We start from the raw sequence: 16,365 nt of genomic DNA, 5'->3' as shown, positions 1-16,365 counted from the left end.
CGAAAAAAAAGCCCGCACTGTTCAGGTGCGGGCTTTTTTTTGTTTTTCCTGTACGCGTCAGCCCGCATCGTTACCTGTGGTAATGATGATGGTTGTAGTAATGGTGGTGATGCTGATGCGTTTCATGGATGTTGTGTACTCTGTCATTATTATCTGTCTGTGCTGTATTCTTTTAGGGTTAAAGGATCGGGCACCTTAAGTCAATGAATTTTTAATTTGATCACAATTCCGCAGAGACTCACGCCCCGCTGTTTGCCGATTTATTTTCATCCGATTCCCCCAAATGCAACCCTCCATGACAGACAATTTCGCCATAGTAAAAACTTATGACAGCATTTTACTCGGCTAATTTTTTTTCAATATCGTGCAGCAAACGGTGCAACATTGCCGTGTCCCGCTGCTCAAGTCGTCCGAGACGCTGGTGTAGCCAGTCAGCCATTTTTTGATCGTCCGCCACATCCAGCCGCAAGAGCAAGTTCTCCACGCGAGCGCGAAGTGCAGCCAGCTGGTTTTCATCGGTTCCTGTATCGGGCGGCTGGGGGATTTGTATTAAGGATGCTAATTGATAGCAATAGACCATGACCGCCTGGCCTAAATTCAGAGACGGATAATCCGCGACCATCGGCGCGCCAGTCAAAACATCCGCCAGTGCCAGCTCTTCGTTAGTGAGTCCGGAATCTTCGCGGCCAAACACCAGCGCCGCTTTCTCAAGCCACTGGCTTTTCTCTTCCAGCATGGGCACCAGTTCAGCAGGCGTGGCGTAGTAATGGAACTTCGCGCGACTGCGGGCGGTGGTCGCAACGGTAAACGAAATGTCATGCAGTGCGTGGGCAAGCGTAGCGTAAGTCGTTATATTATCGAGAATATCTCCCGAACCATGCGCCACCCAGCGGGCAGCAGGCTCCAGGTGCGCAGTGCTGTCCACAATACGTAAATCGGTAAAACCCATGGTCTTCATGGCACGCGCCGCAGCGCCTATATTTTCTGCTCTGGCTGGGGCGACCAGTACAATCGACAGATGCATTTATGCTCTCTTTTTAATCAGTTAGCGGGTAAAAATGTGATGCACTTCAATATATTACGCAGCGCAAATTTACAAATTTGCAACACAAATCACCGAAATAGCGTTTCATAACAAATTAAAGACGCTAAACTATTTTGTGTCTGAACAATCAGTTAGAATGTTAACAGAAGACCATTATCCTTATGTTTTATAATGATAATGGCATCATGAATACCCTATTCTGATTGGATTCGCTTCGTTTATATATCAATGTCCGCAACTAGTTGGTTTATTGAAAAATTGTGACAAAGGCTAGCATTCGGCTACGATGATTTCATCAAACTGTTAACGTGCTACAATTGAACTTGATATATGTCAACGAAGCGTAGTTTTATTGGGTGTCTGGTGTCACTTAGCCTGTTATGTTGCTGTTAAAATGGTTAGGATGACAGCCGTTTTTGACACTGTCGGGTCCAAAGGGAAAGTACCCAAGACCAAGCTAATGATGTTGTTGACGTTGATGGAAAGTGCATCAAGAACGCAATTACGTACTTTAGTCACGTTAAGCCGATCATGTTAATTTGCGACATGCATCAGGCAGGTCAGGGACTTTTGTACTTCCTGTTTCGATTTAGTTGGCAATTTAGGTAGCAAACATGCAGACCCCGCACATTCTTATCGTTGAAGACGAGTTGGTAACACGCAACACGTTAAAGAGCATTTTCGAAGCAGAAGGCTACGATGTCTTTGAAGCGACCGATGGCGCAGAGATGCATCAGATCCTTTCTGAAAATGATATCAACCTGGTAATCATGGATATCAACCTGCCGGGCAAAAACGGGCTTCTTCTGGCGCGCGAACTGCGTGAGCAGGCGAACGTCGCGTTAATGTTCCTGACGGGCCGTGACAACGAAGTTGATAAAATTCTTGGCCTGGAAATCGGTGCGGATGACTACATCACCAAGCCGTTCAACCCACGCGAGTTAACCATTCGTGCACGCAACCTGCTGTCCCGCACCATGAACCTGGGCACGGTCAGTGAAGAGCGTCGTAGCGTCGATAGCTACAAATTCAACGGCTGGGAACTTGATATCAATAGCCGTTCGCTGATTAGCCCGAACGGTGAGCAGTATAAACTGCCGCGCAGCGAATTCCGCGCGATGCTGCACTTCTGCGAAAACCCGGGCAAAATTCAGTCCCGTGCAGAACTGCTGAAGAAAATGACCGGCCGTGAGCTGAAGCCACACGACCGTACCGTAGACGTGACCATCCGTCGTATTCGTAAACATTTCGAATCTACGCCTGATACGCCGGAAATCATCGCCACAATCCACGGCGAAGGGTACCGTTTCTGCGGAGACCTGCAGGAGTAATCCCGCAGTCAATGCAATAAAGAAAAACGGCGCATTCGCGCCGTTTTTTTTATTTCCAGATCCGCATCGTGTCGTTATCGGGCTCTGCGGGTGGCTCAGGGCGCTTCGGCTGTGAAAGCGAATACCAGTCGAAATGCCGGGTCAGGTACATCACGGCGAACAGTGCCAGTGCGAGCACCGCTGACCCCAACAGCAGCGCACTATCCTCCGAGCGCAGCAGGAACCACATCACCACGTCCAGCCCCAGCAAGGCCAGCACAAACAACCCGCTGCGCTTCCAGCTTTTTAGCACCGCCTGCAGGTACATCCCGTTCATCGCAGCACCCACCAGGCTTGCAACAACCCAGGCAGGCGTAAAGCCGACGTGTTCTGACAGCGCCAGCAGCACCAGATAGAACAGCACCAGCGACAACCCCACCAGCAGATACTGCATTGGGTGCAGGCGCAGCCCGGTTAAGGTTTCGAAGACAAAGAAGGCCATAAACGTCAGCGCAATCAGCAAAATAGCATACTTGATTGCCCGGTCAGTCAGCTGATACTGATCGGCAGGTGTGGCTACCGTGACGCTAAAAGCCGGGATCGACTCCCACGCAGGAGATTCACTCCCGTTGAACCAGCTCTCAAGGTTGTTCGCAAACCAGCTGCTCTGCCAGTTCGCCTGAAAACCTGAATCACCGATTTTGTGTTTCACCGGCAGATAGTTGCCCATGAAGCCCGGATGCGGCCAGTTGCTGTTCAGCGCCATTTCGCTGTTACGTCCCACGGGCACCACGGCAAAACTCCCCGTCCCCGCCAGATTCAGCGACATCTCCATGGCAAACGTTTTTGACTCCAGCGCTTTATCCGTCAGCGGGATATGAACACCGGAAAGCGCGCCAGATACGCCCGAACCCGGCTCTACGCTCAGCGTCTCGCCGTTGATAATGGAGACTTTCACCGTGCCAATACCGCGTGCATCGCCCACTCCAACAACGATAAACGGCTGCCCCAGGGTCATCGTCTCCCCTTTTAGCTGCGTCATTTTTTCGGTGCTGAACTGCGCTTTTATTTTGAGATCGGTGTTCCAGATCTGTCCGTCATAGATGCCGATATTTCGGGACTCAACGCGCTGGTTACCCTCAACAAGCAGCGACTCCGGCAGGATAAAATGCAGATAGCTTTTCTTGTACTCGACCTTCTTCTCATCCTCTAGCTTGTAAAAGATCTCTGTCACCGGAATCGCAATCAGCGGGCCGACCAGTTTTTGCGGTCCGCTGGTGCTCTGGCGAAGCGTATTTTCGACATCATTACGGTAGCTTTCACGCTCTGCAATGAGGTTACTTACCATAAACAACGGGACTAACAGCAGCAGAATGCACCCCAGCAGGGTGCTTATTTTCCAGAATAGGGGGGATTTCATCATTACGTCTCCTTTGTGATGAAGAGAGCGTAACCAGGCTGTGTGGGGGCAGTTTGAAGTTATGTGAAGGGACGGTGAAGTGTCAGCGTGGCCATCACGCCGCCCTCATCACGATTGCGCAATGTAATCTCTCCCTGATGCAGACGCGCCACCTCCTGCACAAAGGCCAGCCCGAGCCCACTGCTCTTAAGCCCGTTCTCGCGCGGAAGGGAATAGAAGCGTTCAAAAATACGATCCAGCGCGTAATCCGGGATCCCGCTTCCGCTGTCGATGACGACAAGCTGTATCTGCCCCTGCTCTTCCCGGGCCACCAGTTCAATGGTTCCGCCCTGAGGCGTAAAATCGATGGCGTTATCCAGCAAATTGCCGAGCGCCTGTTCGAGGAGATCGGGATCGCCTTCAACATTAAACGGAACAGGCTGGATAGTCAGCACAATCGCTTTTGCCGATAGCAGGGCCGAGCGCGCGTCAGCAAGCCGCGTAAACAGTGAATTGACCCGGATGACCTCCGGCGTAATCTCGACCCGATTTTCAAGCCGCGCCTGCGCGAGCAGTTTTTCAACCAGCGACTGCATGCGTGCGTTTTGTACCAAAATGTTATCAATAAAGCGTGCTGCCACCTGCGGCGGCGGCTGCTCGGCAAGGATTTCCGCCGCGCCGCGTATGGCCGCCATCGGGCTTTTCAGCTCGTGGGTGAGCGCATGGACATAGCGTTCAATGTAATTTTTCCCTTCGAGACGAATGCGCATATTCTCCAGCGCCTGGGCCAGCTTGTGCAGTTCGCTGCTGCCCGGATTAGGTAGCGGGAGAGGCGTGTCGGTGGTCACCGAATCGGCATAGCGCGATAACGTACTGATAGAACGATTGATCCACCAGGCGACAAGGAGACCAATCAGCAAGGCAATGCCGAGCAACGCGCCACCCGCCCAGAGGATCCGCCGCTCGCTGCGGTGGATAACCGGAGCCATCGCGCTGTTCGGTTTCCCGACCGACAGCACGCCGATAATCTTACCCTGCTCCACAACCGGCGCGGCAACATACATTACCGTACTCTCAGGATCGTCTGGATTGCTCTGAGTGCTGCGCGCGCCGTATTTACCGCGAAGCGTTAGCCAGACATCGTTCCAGCGCGAGTAATCTTGCCCCACGGCCAGACCGGCGGAATCAAACACCACTCTGCCCTGCGCATCGGTCATATAGACGTGATACTCGTTACGCACCTTATAGATGCCGCCGAGGTTGGCGCGGAAAGGCCGCTGATGGAGCTGTGAAAAGGCCTGCGCCAGTTTGCCCTGCTGCGCATTCCCCGAAAGAAGATCGTCGCGCCCGATTTCGGCAAGCAAGGTCGCGGTATCGATCAACGTCCCCTCGGTGGCCCTGCGCACGCCGGGCTTCACTTCCTGAACAAAAATCGACAGCACAAACCACGCGGCGATGCCCACGATCAGGAAATATCCCAGCAACAACCGCATCCCAATGCGCATCAGTAAAGGCCCAGACTGTAGCCCATACCCCGATGGGTACTGATGGGAGACTGTTCATCGTTCACCGCCCGCAGCTTGGCGCGCAGGGTTTTGATATGGGTATCCACGGTACGATCGAAGCTGTCGCCGTCTTCACCCCATACCTTGTCCATCAGCTGCTGGCGCGAAAATACCCGCCCGGGGGCCTGTAAAAAGGTTTTGAGCAGCAAGAACTCGTAGCGGGTCAGGGGTAAAACTTCACCGCACCAGCTTATTCGGGCGGCAGGTTCATTTAGCTCAAATTGCCCGATACGCATCGTTTCTGCTGGCGCGGCGGATTTTTGCATCCGCCGTAAAATTGTCCTTACCCGGGCGCAAACCTCTCGCGGAGAAAAAGGCTTGGCGACGTAGTCGTCGGCGCCCATTTCCAGCCCGAGGAGTTTATCCACTTCATCACTGCGTGCCGTGAGAAACAGCACCGGAAGTGACGGATGCTGCGCCAGCAGCTGGCGGCAGAGTTCAAAGCCGCTGATGTCCGGCAGCCCAACATCCAGAATGGCGAGCGCCGGGATCTGCCGCCGCGCCTCCTCCAGCACCGGTAAACCGCGCTCAAACGCCTTTACCGCAAAGCCTTCCTGCTGAAGCATGTAGATAAGCGTATCGGCGATACTGGTTTCGTCTTCAACCAGCCAGACCACAGGTTGTTGCATGGTTCATCCCTGAATTAATGCCATGGCATAATCGGCACGGCGCTGATGGCGTTTTTCGGCGAGCCTTCCACCACTTTGTCGGAATAGGCAAGATAAGCCAGCGTATTGCGCTTCGCATCATAGAAACGCACTACCTGCAGCTTTTTGAACACCAGCGACGTCCGTTTCTGGAACACCACGTCACCCTGCGCTTTACCGTTTTTAATTTTATCGCTCAGCTCAACTGGCCCCACCTGCTGGCAGGAGATCGCCGCATCAGAGGTATCTTCCGCCAGCCCCAGACCGCCTTTAATACCGCCCGTCTTCGCACGGCTGACGTAGCAGGTGACGTTTTTCACATCTGGATCGTCAAACGCCTCCACCACAATTTTGTGGTCCGGGCCAAACATTTTGAACACGGTATCGACAGATCCAATCTGTTCCGCCTGCGCCGCACGGCCAGCAACCAGCAACAGAGCGGTAAGAAGCAAAGTCTTGTATTTCATATTGTTACCATTCTTTAAAATTGCATTGAGCGATTATTCAACACTTTAGACAAAAATGTAGCAAGATCACAGGATTAGAATATATTCGCCCAAAACGGGGGAGAAAAGGCATTAATGCGCAAAAAAAACACTGAATGCTAAAACATCAAAAAATGCTATTATCCGCTAACCTGTTATCAGGCACCTGCTGTTTTAAGGATGAGGATAGTATATGGATCAGGCTGGAATTATTCGCGACCTGCTCACCTGGCTGGAAGGTCATCTCGACCAGCCTTTGTCACTGGATAATGTGGCGGCTAAAGCAGGCTATTCCAAGTGGCATCTGCAAAGGATGTTCAAGGATGTCACCGGTCATGCTATCGGGGCCTATATTCGCGCACGTCGTTTGTCCAAGTCTGCGGTGGCATTGCGCCTGACCGCGCGGCCCATTCTGGATATTGCCTTGCAGTATCGTTTTGATTCGCAGCAGACCTTCACCCGTGCGTTTAAAAAACAGTTCTCGTTGACGCCAGCGCTCTATCGCCGCTCGCCAGACTGGAGCTCGTTTGGTATGCGTCCGCCGCTGCGTCTTGGCGAGTTCGCCATGCCGAAATACGAAATTGTCACGCTGCCGGAAACCCATCTGATCGGTACGACCCAGAGCTACTCCTGTTCTCTTGAGCAGATTTCTGAGTTCCGTCATCAGATGCGTGTCCAGTTCTGGCGCGACTTCCTGAGTCATGCGCCAGCGATCCCACCGATCCTCTATGGTCTCAACGAAACGCACCCAAGCCAGGAAAAAGACGACGAGCAGGAGGTGTTCTACACCACCGCGCTGACGCCAGAGATGGCAAATGGTTATATTCAGGGGTCTAAATCGGTCGTGCTGGAAGGCGGCGAATACGTGATGTTCTCGTATGAAGGGCTGGGAACGGGCGTTCAGGAGTTCATCCTGACCGTTTACGGGACCTGCATGCCGATGCTGAATCTGAATCGCCGTAAAGGTCAGGACATTGAGCGCTACTACCCGGCGCAGGATGCGAAACCGGAAGAAGGCCCAATCAATCTGCGGATGGAATTCTTAATTCCGATACGTCGTTAACGCTGCAGTTCATCAAGCGCAGGGGCATCGAGATGCGAAATGTCCCCTGCCATCTCCACGACCCAACCCGACGCCAGCCACGCACTTTCCTGATAATCAATTCGGGAAATAGAGCAGTTGCGCAGACGCAGACGACGTTCAGCATAAGCCGGTAATCCCAGAATGGTGCTCACCAGGCAGCCCAGCGCAATACCGTGACTCACCAGCAGCGGACGGCTACCTGCCGGAAGCTTCAGACATTCCGCCAGTGCGGCATGCATACGCACGCTCAGCTCCTGCATGGATTCCCCCTCAGGGATGCGGCCATCTTCGGTACCGTTGACCAGCGTACGACGCCAGCCCTCTTCCGTTTCGGTCAGCGTATCGATATGGCGTTTTTCCAGCACGCCCATATCCAGCTCGCGCAGACGCGGCTCAAGCATCACGTCACAGCCGCAGGCATCTGCGATGATGCGCGCTGTCTGCTGCGTGCGACCTAAATCGCTGGTGATCACGTGGGTAATGCCCAGCGTCCTGGCACGCTCTGCCACCTGCCACGCTTGCTGGATCCCCTTCTCAGTGAGAGGACTGTCTGACTGGCCTTGAATACGTCGCTCGGCGTTCCACTGCGTTTCACCGTGGCGAACAAGGTATACCTGTAACATGCTTTTTTTCCGTTATACTGCGATGAGTTTTTTTTGAATCGAGCTTAATTATGCACCATGTTGTCTCTGCTACCACCAATCCTGCCAAAATTCAGGCAATTCTAAAGGCTTTTGAAGAGATTTTCGGCGAAGGATCCTGCCATATCGAAGCCATCGGCGTCGAGAGTGGCGTACCTGAACAGCCGTTTGGCAGCGAGGAAACGCGCGCTGGCGCACGAAATCGCGTGGCAAATGCCAAAGCCGCGGCCCCAAAGGCGGACTTCTGGGTCGCCATTGAAGCCGGGATCGACGAAGGTGCCACCTTTAGCTGGGTGGTGATAGAAAGCCGAGAGCAGCGCGGTGAAGCGCGTTCTGCCACCCTGCCGCTGCCAGAGATCATTCTGAACAAAGTGCGCGAAGGCGAAGCGCTCGGGCAGGTGATGTCACAGTACACCGGCATTGATGAGATTGGACGTAAAGAAGGGGCGATTGGCGTCTTTACTGCGGGCACGCTCACGCGTTCAGGCGTTTACCACCAGGCGGTGATTTTAGCGTTAAGCCCGTTCCATAACGCGATATATCGTTAGGTATTTTTCAACAACACCGCTTCCAGCCACTGGCGCAGCTCGACCGGCGCAGACTTCAGGCTGTTCGAGCCGCGGGTGATCGTCGCGATGCCCGCGCCCAGCTCATTTTTCAGCTCACGCTGACTCATCTCACCGCGCAGTAGCTCTTCAATGATCCGCACGCGCGTGCCCAGCGCTTCACGCTCGTCTGGGGTCAGCATCAGCTGCATAAGAGGTAAGTGCAAATCCTGATCGTAAGACTGGCGAAGCAGCTCCACAAAACGAAGCCACTCCTGGTGACGCTGTTCGGCCATTGCCGAGGAATACGGGGAATGCTGGGTCATGTTATGCTGCCTCTTGTACTCATTAGCGAGTACAGCATAACACAACCCACGCCGATCAGTAACGTCTCTGCCACTCGGCATCGCTCATCAGGGTATCTTTCTGCCCCATGAAGTAGCGATAGTAAGCATCGTACGCCAGCACGTTCTTCACATAACCGCGCGTTTCTGAGAAAGGAATGCTCTCCACAAACGCCACGGCATCAATGCGTCCGGCGCTGTTGCCGAGCCAGGTACGCACGCGCCCCGGCCCCGCGTTATACGCCGCCGAAGAGAAAATGCGGTTATTGCCAAACTGCTGATAAACATACCGCAGATAGCTGGTACCGATGTTGATGTTGGTATCCGGATCGAGAAGCTGTGAGGGGCTACTGTACCCGGGAATGTTAAACATCTTCACCGTATGGGTCGCCGTTCCCGGCATAATTTGCATCAGACCGCTGGCCCCCACCGGGGAGCGGACTTTCGGATTCCAGGCACTCTCCTGACGGGCAATCGCCATCGCGTAACTTTGCGGGATATCTTTGCCGCTGGTGTAGCGTTCGAAAAGATCGTTGTACGCCAGCGGGAAACGCTCTTCAAGATGATCCCAAAGCTTACCGGCGATCGTCGCCTGCACGCTCAGATCCCACCAGTGGTTATCAAACGCATAGCGGGCAAGCTGGGCTTTCTCGTCGGTGGTGCGACTGGTTACCAGATTCGCCCACTCGCTGCGCGCGGTATTGTCCATATTCCAGTACATCAGCTCGCGCACGCGCGCCATCTCTGGCCCCTGCGTCAGCGCCGGGTTCGCATTCGCGGGCGCTTTATCAATGCGGAAGGTATACTCCTCGCCCAGGCGCTGCGCGGCCACCATCGGGTAGAAGCCGCGCTGCTGCATCAGGCCGTGGAGGATCTCTTTGGCTTCATCATCACGACCGCGCTCCATCAGCAGATCGGCCTGCCAGTAGCGCCATTCATCTTTCTCTTTGGCGTCCATCGGCAAACGTGCGAGCCAGGTATTCAGCCCCCGGCGATCGCCGGTGCCCAGCGCCATGCGCACGCGGCGCTCCACCAGCGACGTGGAGTTCGAACGCATAATGGCATCATCTCGCCAGCGTGCCTGTTCGTCGGTCACATCCGTGCCCATCAGTCGCCACGCCACGATGTCACGCAGCTCCTGGGTTTGATCGTCATTCAGCTGCTGAGCCTGCACCAGCTGCGGGATCATCAGCCGGGCGTTTTCCACATCGTCGCGCGCCACGCTGGCAAAAGCCACCGCCGCCATCTGACGGGTAAAGTCGGTCGCGCCCGTGCTGCGGGCAAAGGTCAGGACGCTGTTCGGATCGTTTGCCAGCGCGATAACGGCCGTAGAGATCGTCTGATAATCGGAGGGCATCTGGCCCGCCAGTGCGGTCACCAGGCGCGTGTTGCCGGCTTTCATCGCCAGGCGAATACGCTCAAGATAGGCCAGCGGATCCTGCTTGCCGGAGGCTCGCCACGCGCCAAACAGCGAATCACAGGCATTCGGCTGGCTTTTGCCGGTCAGCCAAAGATCCTTCGCCCCGGCCCAGGCCTCTTCCTGCTGTCCGGTCGCCCATTTCGCATAGTAGTAGTTACATTGCGCTTCGGTGGTATTCGGCTTATCGGGGCTAAACGCCAGCAGCCCGCGCCAGTCTTCGCGACGCGCCAGTTCATTCACAAAACGAGATTGCAGGGTTCGCGCAGGCGGCAGGGTCGGGTTCGCCTGAATGAAATTATTCACAGTGACGGTCGGCTGGTTCATTAGATCGTCAGTGATCTGGCGATACTCCAGATACGGATACAGTGGATAATCCTTCAGCGTCGGCATCAGCGCCTGCACGGTATCCATCTGCTTATTGTCCCACGCCTGTTTAATCTGGGCGTAGCGATTACGTTGTTCATCCAGTGAATCGGCATGCACCGCCTGGCTTACCGCCATTACGCATACGCTGGCAGCCAGCAGACGCCAGACCACCTGTTTGGCTTTTTCCACAAGCTCTTCCTCATTGTTTTTTCGTCAATTGCAGCGTCTTGCCACGTCAAAGTCACACCAACTTATGCTAACCAGGCATCCTGCAACGCGCCACGTTATGGACACTTTTTTACCTTTCTTGCGCGTTTTAACACTCCCGACGTTCCTGGCTGGGATTAGGGCGTGAAAAAGGCTACACTTCGAGGCTGAAATTCCTTCTCATTACGATAAAAGAGGCGAAGTCCAACGTGGCTCAATTCGTTTATACCATGCATCGTGTCGGCAAAGTTGTCCCGCCGAAACGTCATATTCTTAAAAATATCTCGCTGAGCTTCTTCCCGGGCGCAAAAATTGGTGTTCTGGGTCTCAACGGTGCCGGTAAGTCCACCCTGCTGCGCATCATGGCCGGCATCGATACAGACATCGAAGGTGAAGCCCGTCCGCAGCCTGGCATCAAGATCGGCTACCTGCCGCAGGAACCTCAGCTGAACCCGGAACACACCGTTCGTGAATCCGTTGAAGAAGCGGTTTCCGAAGTGGTTAACGCCCTGAAAGGTCTGGATGAAGTGTATGCCAAATACGCCGAGCCGGATGCAGACTTCGACAAGCTGGCCGCTCAGCAGGGCAAGTTTGAAGAGATTATCCAGGCGCACGACGGTCATAACCTGAACGTGCAGCTGGAGCGCGCGGCCGATGCCCTGCGCCTGCCGGACTGGGATGCGAAAATCGCCAATCTTTCCGGGGGTGAACGCCGCCGCGTAGCGCTGTGCCGCCTACTGCTGGAAAAACCAGACATGCTGCTGCTCGACGAACCCACCAACCACCTGGATGCGGAATCCGTGGCGTGGCTGGAACGCTTCCTGCACGACTTTGAAGGCACCGTGGTGGCAATTACCCACGACCGTTACTTCCTCGACAACGTCGCAGGCTGGATCCTGGAGCTGGACCGCGGTGAAGGTATTCCATGGGAAGGTAACTACTCCTCCTGGCTGGAGCAGAAAGATCAGCGTCTGGCGCAGGAAGCTTCTCAGGAAGCCGCGCGTCGTAAGTCTATCGAGAAAGAGCTGGAGTGGGTTCGTCAGGGCGCTAAAGGCCGTCAGTCTAAGGGCAAAGCCCGTCTGGCACGCTTTGAAGAGCTGAACAACACCGAATACCAGAAACGTAACGAGACCAACGAACTGTTTATTCCGCCAGGAGCACGTCTGGGGGATAAAGTGGTTGAAGTCACCAATCTGCGTAAGTCATACGGCGATCGCCTGCTGATTGACGATCTGACCTTCTCCGTACCAAAAGGGGCTATCGTCGGGATCATCGGTCCGAACGGCGCGGGTAAATCGACGCTGTTCCGCATGATGTCCGGTCAGGAGCAGCCTGACAGTGGCTCTATCACCCTGGGTGAAACCGTGAAGCTGGCGTCCGTTGATCAGTTCCGTGACGCGATGGATAACAGCAAAACCGTGTGGGAAGAAGTGTCCGGCGGTCTGGATATTATGCGTATCGGCAACACCGAGATGCCAAGCCGCGCTTACGTTGGCCGCTTCAACTTCAAAGGCACCGACCAGGGCAAACGCGTGGGCGAGCTGTCCGGCGGTGAGCGTGGTCGTCTGCACCTGGCGAAGCTGCTGCAGGTTGGCGGTAACGTACTGCTGCTCGATGAACCGACCAACGACCTGGACATCGAAACCCTGCGCGCGCTGGAAAACGCCCTGCTGGAGTTCCCGGGCTGCGCGATGGTTATCTCGCACGACCGTTGGTTCCTTGACCGTATCGCGACCCACATTCTGGACTACCAGGATGAAGGGAAAGTGGAGTTCTTCGAAGGTAACTTCACCGAATACGAAGAGTACAAGAAACGCACGCTGGGCGCTGACGCGCTGGAGCCGAAGCGTATTAAGTACAAGCGTATTGCGAAATAAAAGCAAAACGGCAACTTCGGTTGCCGTTTTTAGTATTTGTTCCCTCTCCCCGTGGGAGAGGGCCAGGGTGAGGGCATCAGGCCGCACAGTTCGTAGGCCGGGTAAGCGTCAGCGCCACCCGGCTTTTTTATTTGTCCACGTAATACCGCTTCACCTCGTCAAACTGTATCGCAAAGTCGATATAGCTCATCAGCGCAGGCGAGTTCAGCTTGCGGCTCGGATAAGCCAGCCACAAATCATTCCCCTCGACGTTCCATTCAGGCAGCACCTTCACCAGCGCCCCTGTCTCAATCTTATCTTCCAGAAGAAAGGCGGGTAATAGCGTGATCCCGGCGCCAGCAATCGCACATTCACGGGCGTACACCAGGTTATCCGTCATGTGGGCGTTATCCGGCAGGTAGCGGTAATCTTCACTCTCGCTTCGCAGCAGCCACTCAGACCAGGCTTTGTGGGTAATGCAGCGGTGCTCCACCAGCTGGCGGGGATGGATTAACGGCTCCCGACGCGCCAGATAGTCGGGTGAAGCCAGCATATAGCGCGGACAATGTCCGATCATCCGGCCAATCAGGGAGGAGTCCTGCGGCTTACCGGTACGCAGCGCCACGTCAAAGCCGGACTCGACCAGATCCACCACATCATCAGAGATCGACACGTCCAGCGACACGTCAGGATAGCGAAGCTGGAATTCGGCATTCATATGCGCCAGCAGCGTCGCACCAATCCCCGCCGGGCAGGTGATGCGCAGCCGCCCGCTCGGGTTTTCGCGTAGCCGCTGAATGGCATACTCCGCCCGCTCGCTGGCCGCCAGCATTTCGCGACAGTGCATCAGATAATGCTCGCCTGCAAAAGTCAGGCTGATTCTGCGCGTCGTGCGGTTGAGCAGGCGTATTCCTATCTGCTGCTCCAGCTGGCTTATTCGCTGGCTGACGCTGGATTTTGGCAGTTCAGCCTTCTGTGCCGCAGCAGTAAAGCTGCCCATCTCGGCCACCAGCGCAAACAGCGCCATATCCTGAAGCTGTTTAAACATGATTGTTCATCCTGTGAGAACACTTCGTTCTTGATTGTCCATCTTATCATGCAGCTGACCACTTAATAGACTAGCCTCAACAAAACGCATGCCATTGAGGAGTCCATCCATGTCAGTTAAAGCCATTGCCGTTAATCCTGCGAATCCCGGCACGTTCATTGAAATCGCCCCGCCGATGCCGCAGCCCGGCGAGCACGATCTGCTTGTCGAAGTGAAAGCCGTGTCTGTTAACCCGGTCGACACCAAGGTGCATGCAGGCATTGTCAAAAACGGGCTGAACGAGCCGCGCATTCTCGGGTGGGATGCCAGCGGTATCGTTAAAGCCGTGGGCGCGGCCGTTACGGGATTTAAACCCGGTGACGAAGTGTGGTACGCAGGGGATATCACTCGTCCGGGCAGCAATACCACCCATCAGCTGATCGATGCGCGTATTGTCGGGCACAAACCTGCCAGCCTTGGCTGGGCAGCAGCAGCCGCATTGCCGTTGACCGCGCTGACCGCCTGGGAAGGGTTGTTCGAACGGCTGAACATTCAGGATGCGGACGCGGATAAAACGCTGTTGATTATTGGCGGCGCGGGCGGCGTGGGCTCGCTGGCGATCCCGTTTGCAAAGCACAACAGCAAGGTGAACATCATCGCGACAGCATCAAGAGAAGATTCCGCCCGGTGGTGCCGCGAGCGCGGTGCGGATCGGGTCGTGAACTACCGCGACCTGAAAGGTGAGCTGGCAAAACAGGGTATCACTTATGTGGATTACATTTTCATCCTCAATGACACCGACGGCCACTGGGATGCCGTCAGCGAACTGATCGCCCCGCAGGGGCACATCTGCTCCATCGTTGAGAACGCGCATCCGCTGAACCAGGATAAGCTGAAATCGAAATCCGCCGCCCTGCACTGGGAGTTTATGTACACCCGCAGCATGTACCAGACCGCTGATATGGCGCGTCAGGGCGAGATCTTAAACGAGGTTGCAAAGCTGGTGGACAACGGCGTGGTGGAAAGCTCGCTCAGCGAAACGCTTCACGGACTGAGCGTGGAAAGCATTACCGAGGCGCACCGCAAAGTGCTGGAGGGACATATGCGAGGGAAAGTGGTGGTTGCGTTCTGAGGGGTAATCGTTCCCTCTCCCCTTTGGGGAGAGGGTTAGGGTGAGGGGTAAGATTACCCCTGCTCCCCCATCATCTCCTTCACCAGCTCGACGCAGCGCAGGAAACGGGAGTCGTAGTCCGACTCTTCAACATGCACAAACTCAACGTTGTTTTCGTTGAGCATCTCCACCAGCATGGACTGGAACTCGCGCCTGTCTACGGAGCTGCCGAGGCTGCGCATGCCATCAGCGACCCATGGCGTGTTGTTTTCCAGCAGGATCACCAGGTCAAAGCGGTATTCGTCAATCAGCGCCTGCACGAACGGGTGCTCGCGCCCTTCGTACTTTTTACAGAACGCCTGCGTGGTGACGAAATCGGTATCAATAAACGCCACTTTGTTGGCATATTTGACCGCAAAATCAATGTACTGGGCGTGTCCTAGCGCGATTTTATCGTAGTCGGAATACTGCAGCGCCATCTCGTCACCGCCGAGGTGCGAGAAAACGTAATCGCGGCCATACTCCCACGCACTGGTCGTGTTGAAGATATTCGCCAGCTTATTAACGAGAGTGGATTTTCCGCTCGACTCACCGCCCAGGATCGCAACGGTACGTACAAAGAAGGGCTTTACCTCGGTCGGGATATAATCCCAGTAGCGGAACGGGTTTTCGCGGATCTGCGCCCCGCTGATGTTCATGAAGGTCCGTTTCGGATCGATCAGCACCGTCTCGATGCCCAGATGCTCGCGGAACTGCGGCGCATCGGACTCTTCAGAGGTGTAGATCCAGTTAGGCGCAATGCCCTTCTCTTCCATAAACGCTTTGATGCCGTTGCTCCACACGTCCCAGCCGTGCGGATAGGGCTCCATGCCCTCTTCGTTAAAAGCATGAATGCGAATGTTTTTCTGGTACTTAAAGGTCTGGAGCAGCCAGCGCAGGCGGTCAGGCACCGTCGGCTGCTGCGACATGGCGCTGTCCTCGAACAACTGGCGGTCACGGGTTTCATCGTACCCCATAATGATGTGCAGCTCGTCCACCTGGCTACAGGCGCGCTGAATCAGGTAGATGTGACCAGTATGCAGCGGGTAAAACTTGCCAAACACCACGCCGATGTTCTTTTGCATACGGGGAAATTCAAGTCCCAGGAAACGGTGCAGCGCTTCGAGCTTCTGCGCGCTGGGGCTTTTGATTTTGGCGTTCAGCAGCTGGCTTAAATAGCCTTTGGTCATACCGCTGGCGTCCGCCACCTGCTGCAACGTGCAGCCTTTCTGGCGGATTGCGGTTTTGATGTAGTCAAATGATGACATAAATTA

17 protein-coding genes and 1 other annotated feature are annotated in these 16,365 nt (G+C 55.0%); of the genes, 5 read left to right on the top strand and 12 right to left on the bottom strand.

From position 1 onward, the window contains the following. Position 1: 1 nt before the first annotated feature. Positions 2-119: a sequence feature (Thr leader region), on the bottom strand. From thrL to yjjY, 3 genes are all read right to left on the bottom strand, one after another. Continuing rightward, the gene (gene thrL / locus ACOTXR_RS17160; RefSeq protein WP_015572623.1) at positions 58-126 is read right to left on the bottom strand and encodes a thr operon leader peptide; all 69 of its coding nucleotides are present in this window, start codon (positions 124-126) and stop codon (positions 58-60) included. (Overlaps the previous feature by 62 nt.) Before the next feature lie 211 nt (positions 127-337). Further along, a complete protein-coding gene (locus ACOTXR_RS17155) occupies positions 338-1,024 on the bottom strand; it encodes a tRNA/rRNA methyltransferase (protein WP_058690245.1) in 687 nt (228 codons plus the stop codon). A 399-nt stretch (positions 1,025-1,423) separates the two neighbouring features. Next, entirely contained in the window at positions 1,424-1,564 is a 141-nt protein-coding gene (gene yjjY, locus ACOTXR_RS17150) for a protein YjjY (protein ID WP_085928893.1), read from the bottom strand. Positions 1,565-1,659: 95 nt separating this feature from the next. Between yjjY and arcA the strand changes: the two genes are divergently transcribed. Next, positions 1,660-2,376, top strand: a complete 717-nt coding sequence (gene arcA / locus ACOTXR_RS17145) for a two-component system response regulator ArcA (protein ID WP_003856501.1) — start codon at positions 1,660-1,662, stop codon at positions 2,374-2,376. A gap of 49 nt (positions 2,377-2,425) precedes the next feature. On the opposite strand, the gene creD is transcribed toward arcA, so the two are convergent. The 4 genes from creD to creA are packed head-to-tail and all read right to left on the bottom strand — an operon-like array spanning position 2,426 to position 6,433. Next, positions 2,426-3,778, bottom strand: a complete 1,353-nt coding sequence (gene creD, locus ACOTXR_RS17140; protein WP_058690246.1) for a cell envelope integrity protein CreD — start codon at positions 3,776-3,778, stop codon at positions 2,426-2,428. A 56-nt stretch (positions 3,779-3,834) separates the two neighbouring features. Beyond that, positions 3,835-5,259, bottom strand: a complete 1,425-nt coding sequence (creC, locus tag ACOTXR_RS17135; RefSeq protein WP_058690247.1) for a two-component system sensor histidine kinase CreC — start codon at positions 5,257-5,259, stop codon at positions 3,835-3,837. Further along, a complete protein-coding gene (gene creB, locus ACOTXR_RS17130; RefSeq protein ID WP_014882477.1) occupies positions 5,259-5,948 on the bottom strand; it encodes a two-component system response regulator CreB in 690 nt (229 codons plus the stop codon). Before creB ends, creC begins: the two co-directional genes overlap by 1 nt. A 14-nt stretch (positions 5,949-5,962) precedes the next feature. Then, a complete protein-coding gene (gene creA / locus ACOTXR_RS17125) occupies positions 5,963-6,433 on the bottom strand; it encodes a protein CreA (protein WP_014882476.1) in 471 nt (156 codons plus the stop codon). A 211-nt stretch (positions 6,434-6,644) separates the two neighbouring features. Here creA and robA point away from each other — a divergent pair, with 211 nt between their 5' ends. After that, complete coding sequence (gene robA / locus ACOTXR_RS17120) at positions 6,645-7,514, top strand: MDR efflux pump AcrAB transcriptional activator RobA (RefSeq protein WP_058690248.1); 870 nt, start codon at positions 6,645-6,647, stop codon at positions 7,512-7,514. Here the strand turns inward: robA and gpmB are convergent. After that, positions 7,511-8,158 (bottom strand): 2,3-diphosphoglycerate-dependent phosphoglycerate mutase GpmB, encoded by a 648-nt coding sequence (gpmB, locus tag ACOTXR_RS17115; RefSeq protein ID WP_014882474.1) that lies wholly within the window; start codon positions 8,156-8,158, stop codon positions 7,511-7,513. The two genes, robA and gpmB, sit on opposite strands and share 4 nt — an antisense overlap. A 50-nt stretch (positions 8,159-8,208) precedes the next feature. On the opposite strand from gpmB, the gene yjjX reads away from it, so the two are divergent. After that, complete coding sequence (gene yjjX / locus ACOTXR_RS17110; RefSeq protein ID WP_200923817.1) at positions 8,209-8,724, top strand: inosine/xanthosine triphosphatase; 516 nt, start codon at positions 8,209-8,211, stop codon at positions 8,722-8,724. Here the strand turns inward: yjjX and trpR are convergent. Together trpR and sltY are read right to left on the bottom strand one after the other, a co-directional pair. Continuing rightward, entirely contained in the window at positions 8,721-9,047 is a 327-nt protein-coding gene (trpR, locus tag ACOTXR_RS17105) for a trp operon repressor (RefSeq protein WP_014882472.1), read from the bottom strand. The genes yjjX and trpR overlap by 4 nt on opposite strands. A gap of 55 nt (positions 9,048-9,102) precedes the next feature. Beyond that, entirely contained in the window at positions 9,103-11,040 is a 1,938-nt protein-coding gene (gene sltY, locus ACOTXR_RS17100; RefSeq protein ID WP_222834779.1) for a murein transglycosylase, read from the bottom strand. Between the two features lie 227 nt (positions 11,041-11,267). Here sltY and ettA point away from each other — a divergent pair, with 227 nt between their 5' ends. Beyond that, complete coding sequence (gene ettA, locus ACOTXR_RS17095; RefSeq protein ID WP_014882470.1) at positions 11,268-12,935, top strand: energy-dependent translational throttle protein EttA; 1,668 nt, start codon at positions 11,268-11,270, stop codon at positions 12,933-12,935. A gap of 127 nt (positions 12,936-13,062) precedes the next feature. On the opposite strand, the gene ACOTXR_RS17090 is transcribed toward ettA, so the two are convergent. Further along, a complete protein-coding gene (locus ACOTXR_RS17090; RefSeq protein ID WP_058690249.1) occupies positions 13,063-13,962 on the bottom strand; it encodes a LysR family transcriptional regulator in 900 nt (299 codons plus the stop codon). Between the two features lie 109 nt (positions 13,963-14,071). Between ACOTXR_RS17090 and ACOTXR_RS17085 the strand changes: the two genes are divergently transcribed. Next, positions 14,072-15,073 carry a zinc-binding alcohol dehydrogenase family protein gene (locus tag ACOTXR_RS17085; RefSeq protein ID WP_032637538.1) on the top strand — a complete coding sequence of 334 codons (1,002 nt, stop codon included), beginning with the start codon at positions 14,072-14,074 and terminating at the stop codon, positions 15,071-15,073. A gap of 53 nt (positions 15,074-15,126) precedes the next feature. Here the strand turns inward: ACOTXR_RS17085 and nadR are convergent, their stop codons facing one another. Then, complete coding sequence (gene nadR, locus ACOTXR_RS17080; RefSeq protein WP_006810194.1) at positions 15,127-16,359, bottom strand: multifunctional transcriptional regulator/nicotinamide-nucleotide adenylyltransferase/ribosylnicotinamide kinase NadR; 1,233 nt, start codon at positions 16,357-16,359, stop codon at positions 15,127-15,129. Positions 16,360-16,365: the final 6 nt, after the last annotated feature.

Source organism: Enterobacter cloacae complex sp. IR53030, from assembly GCF_049238365.1.
GTDB lineage: Bacteria > Pseudomonadota > Gammaproteobacteria > Enterobacterales > Enterobacteriaceae > Enterobacter > Enterobacter kobei.
This window is presented reverse-complemented; position numbering and strand designations above follow the sequence as displayed.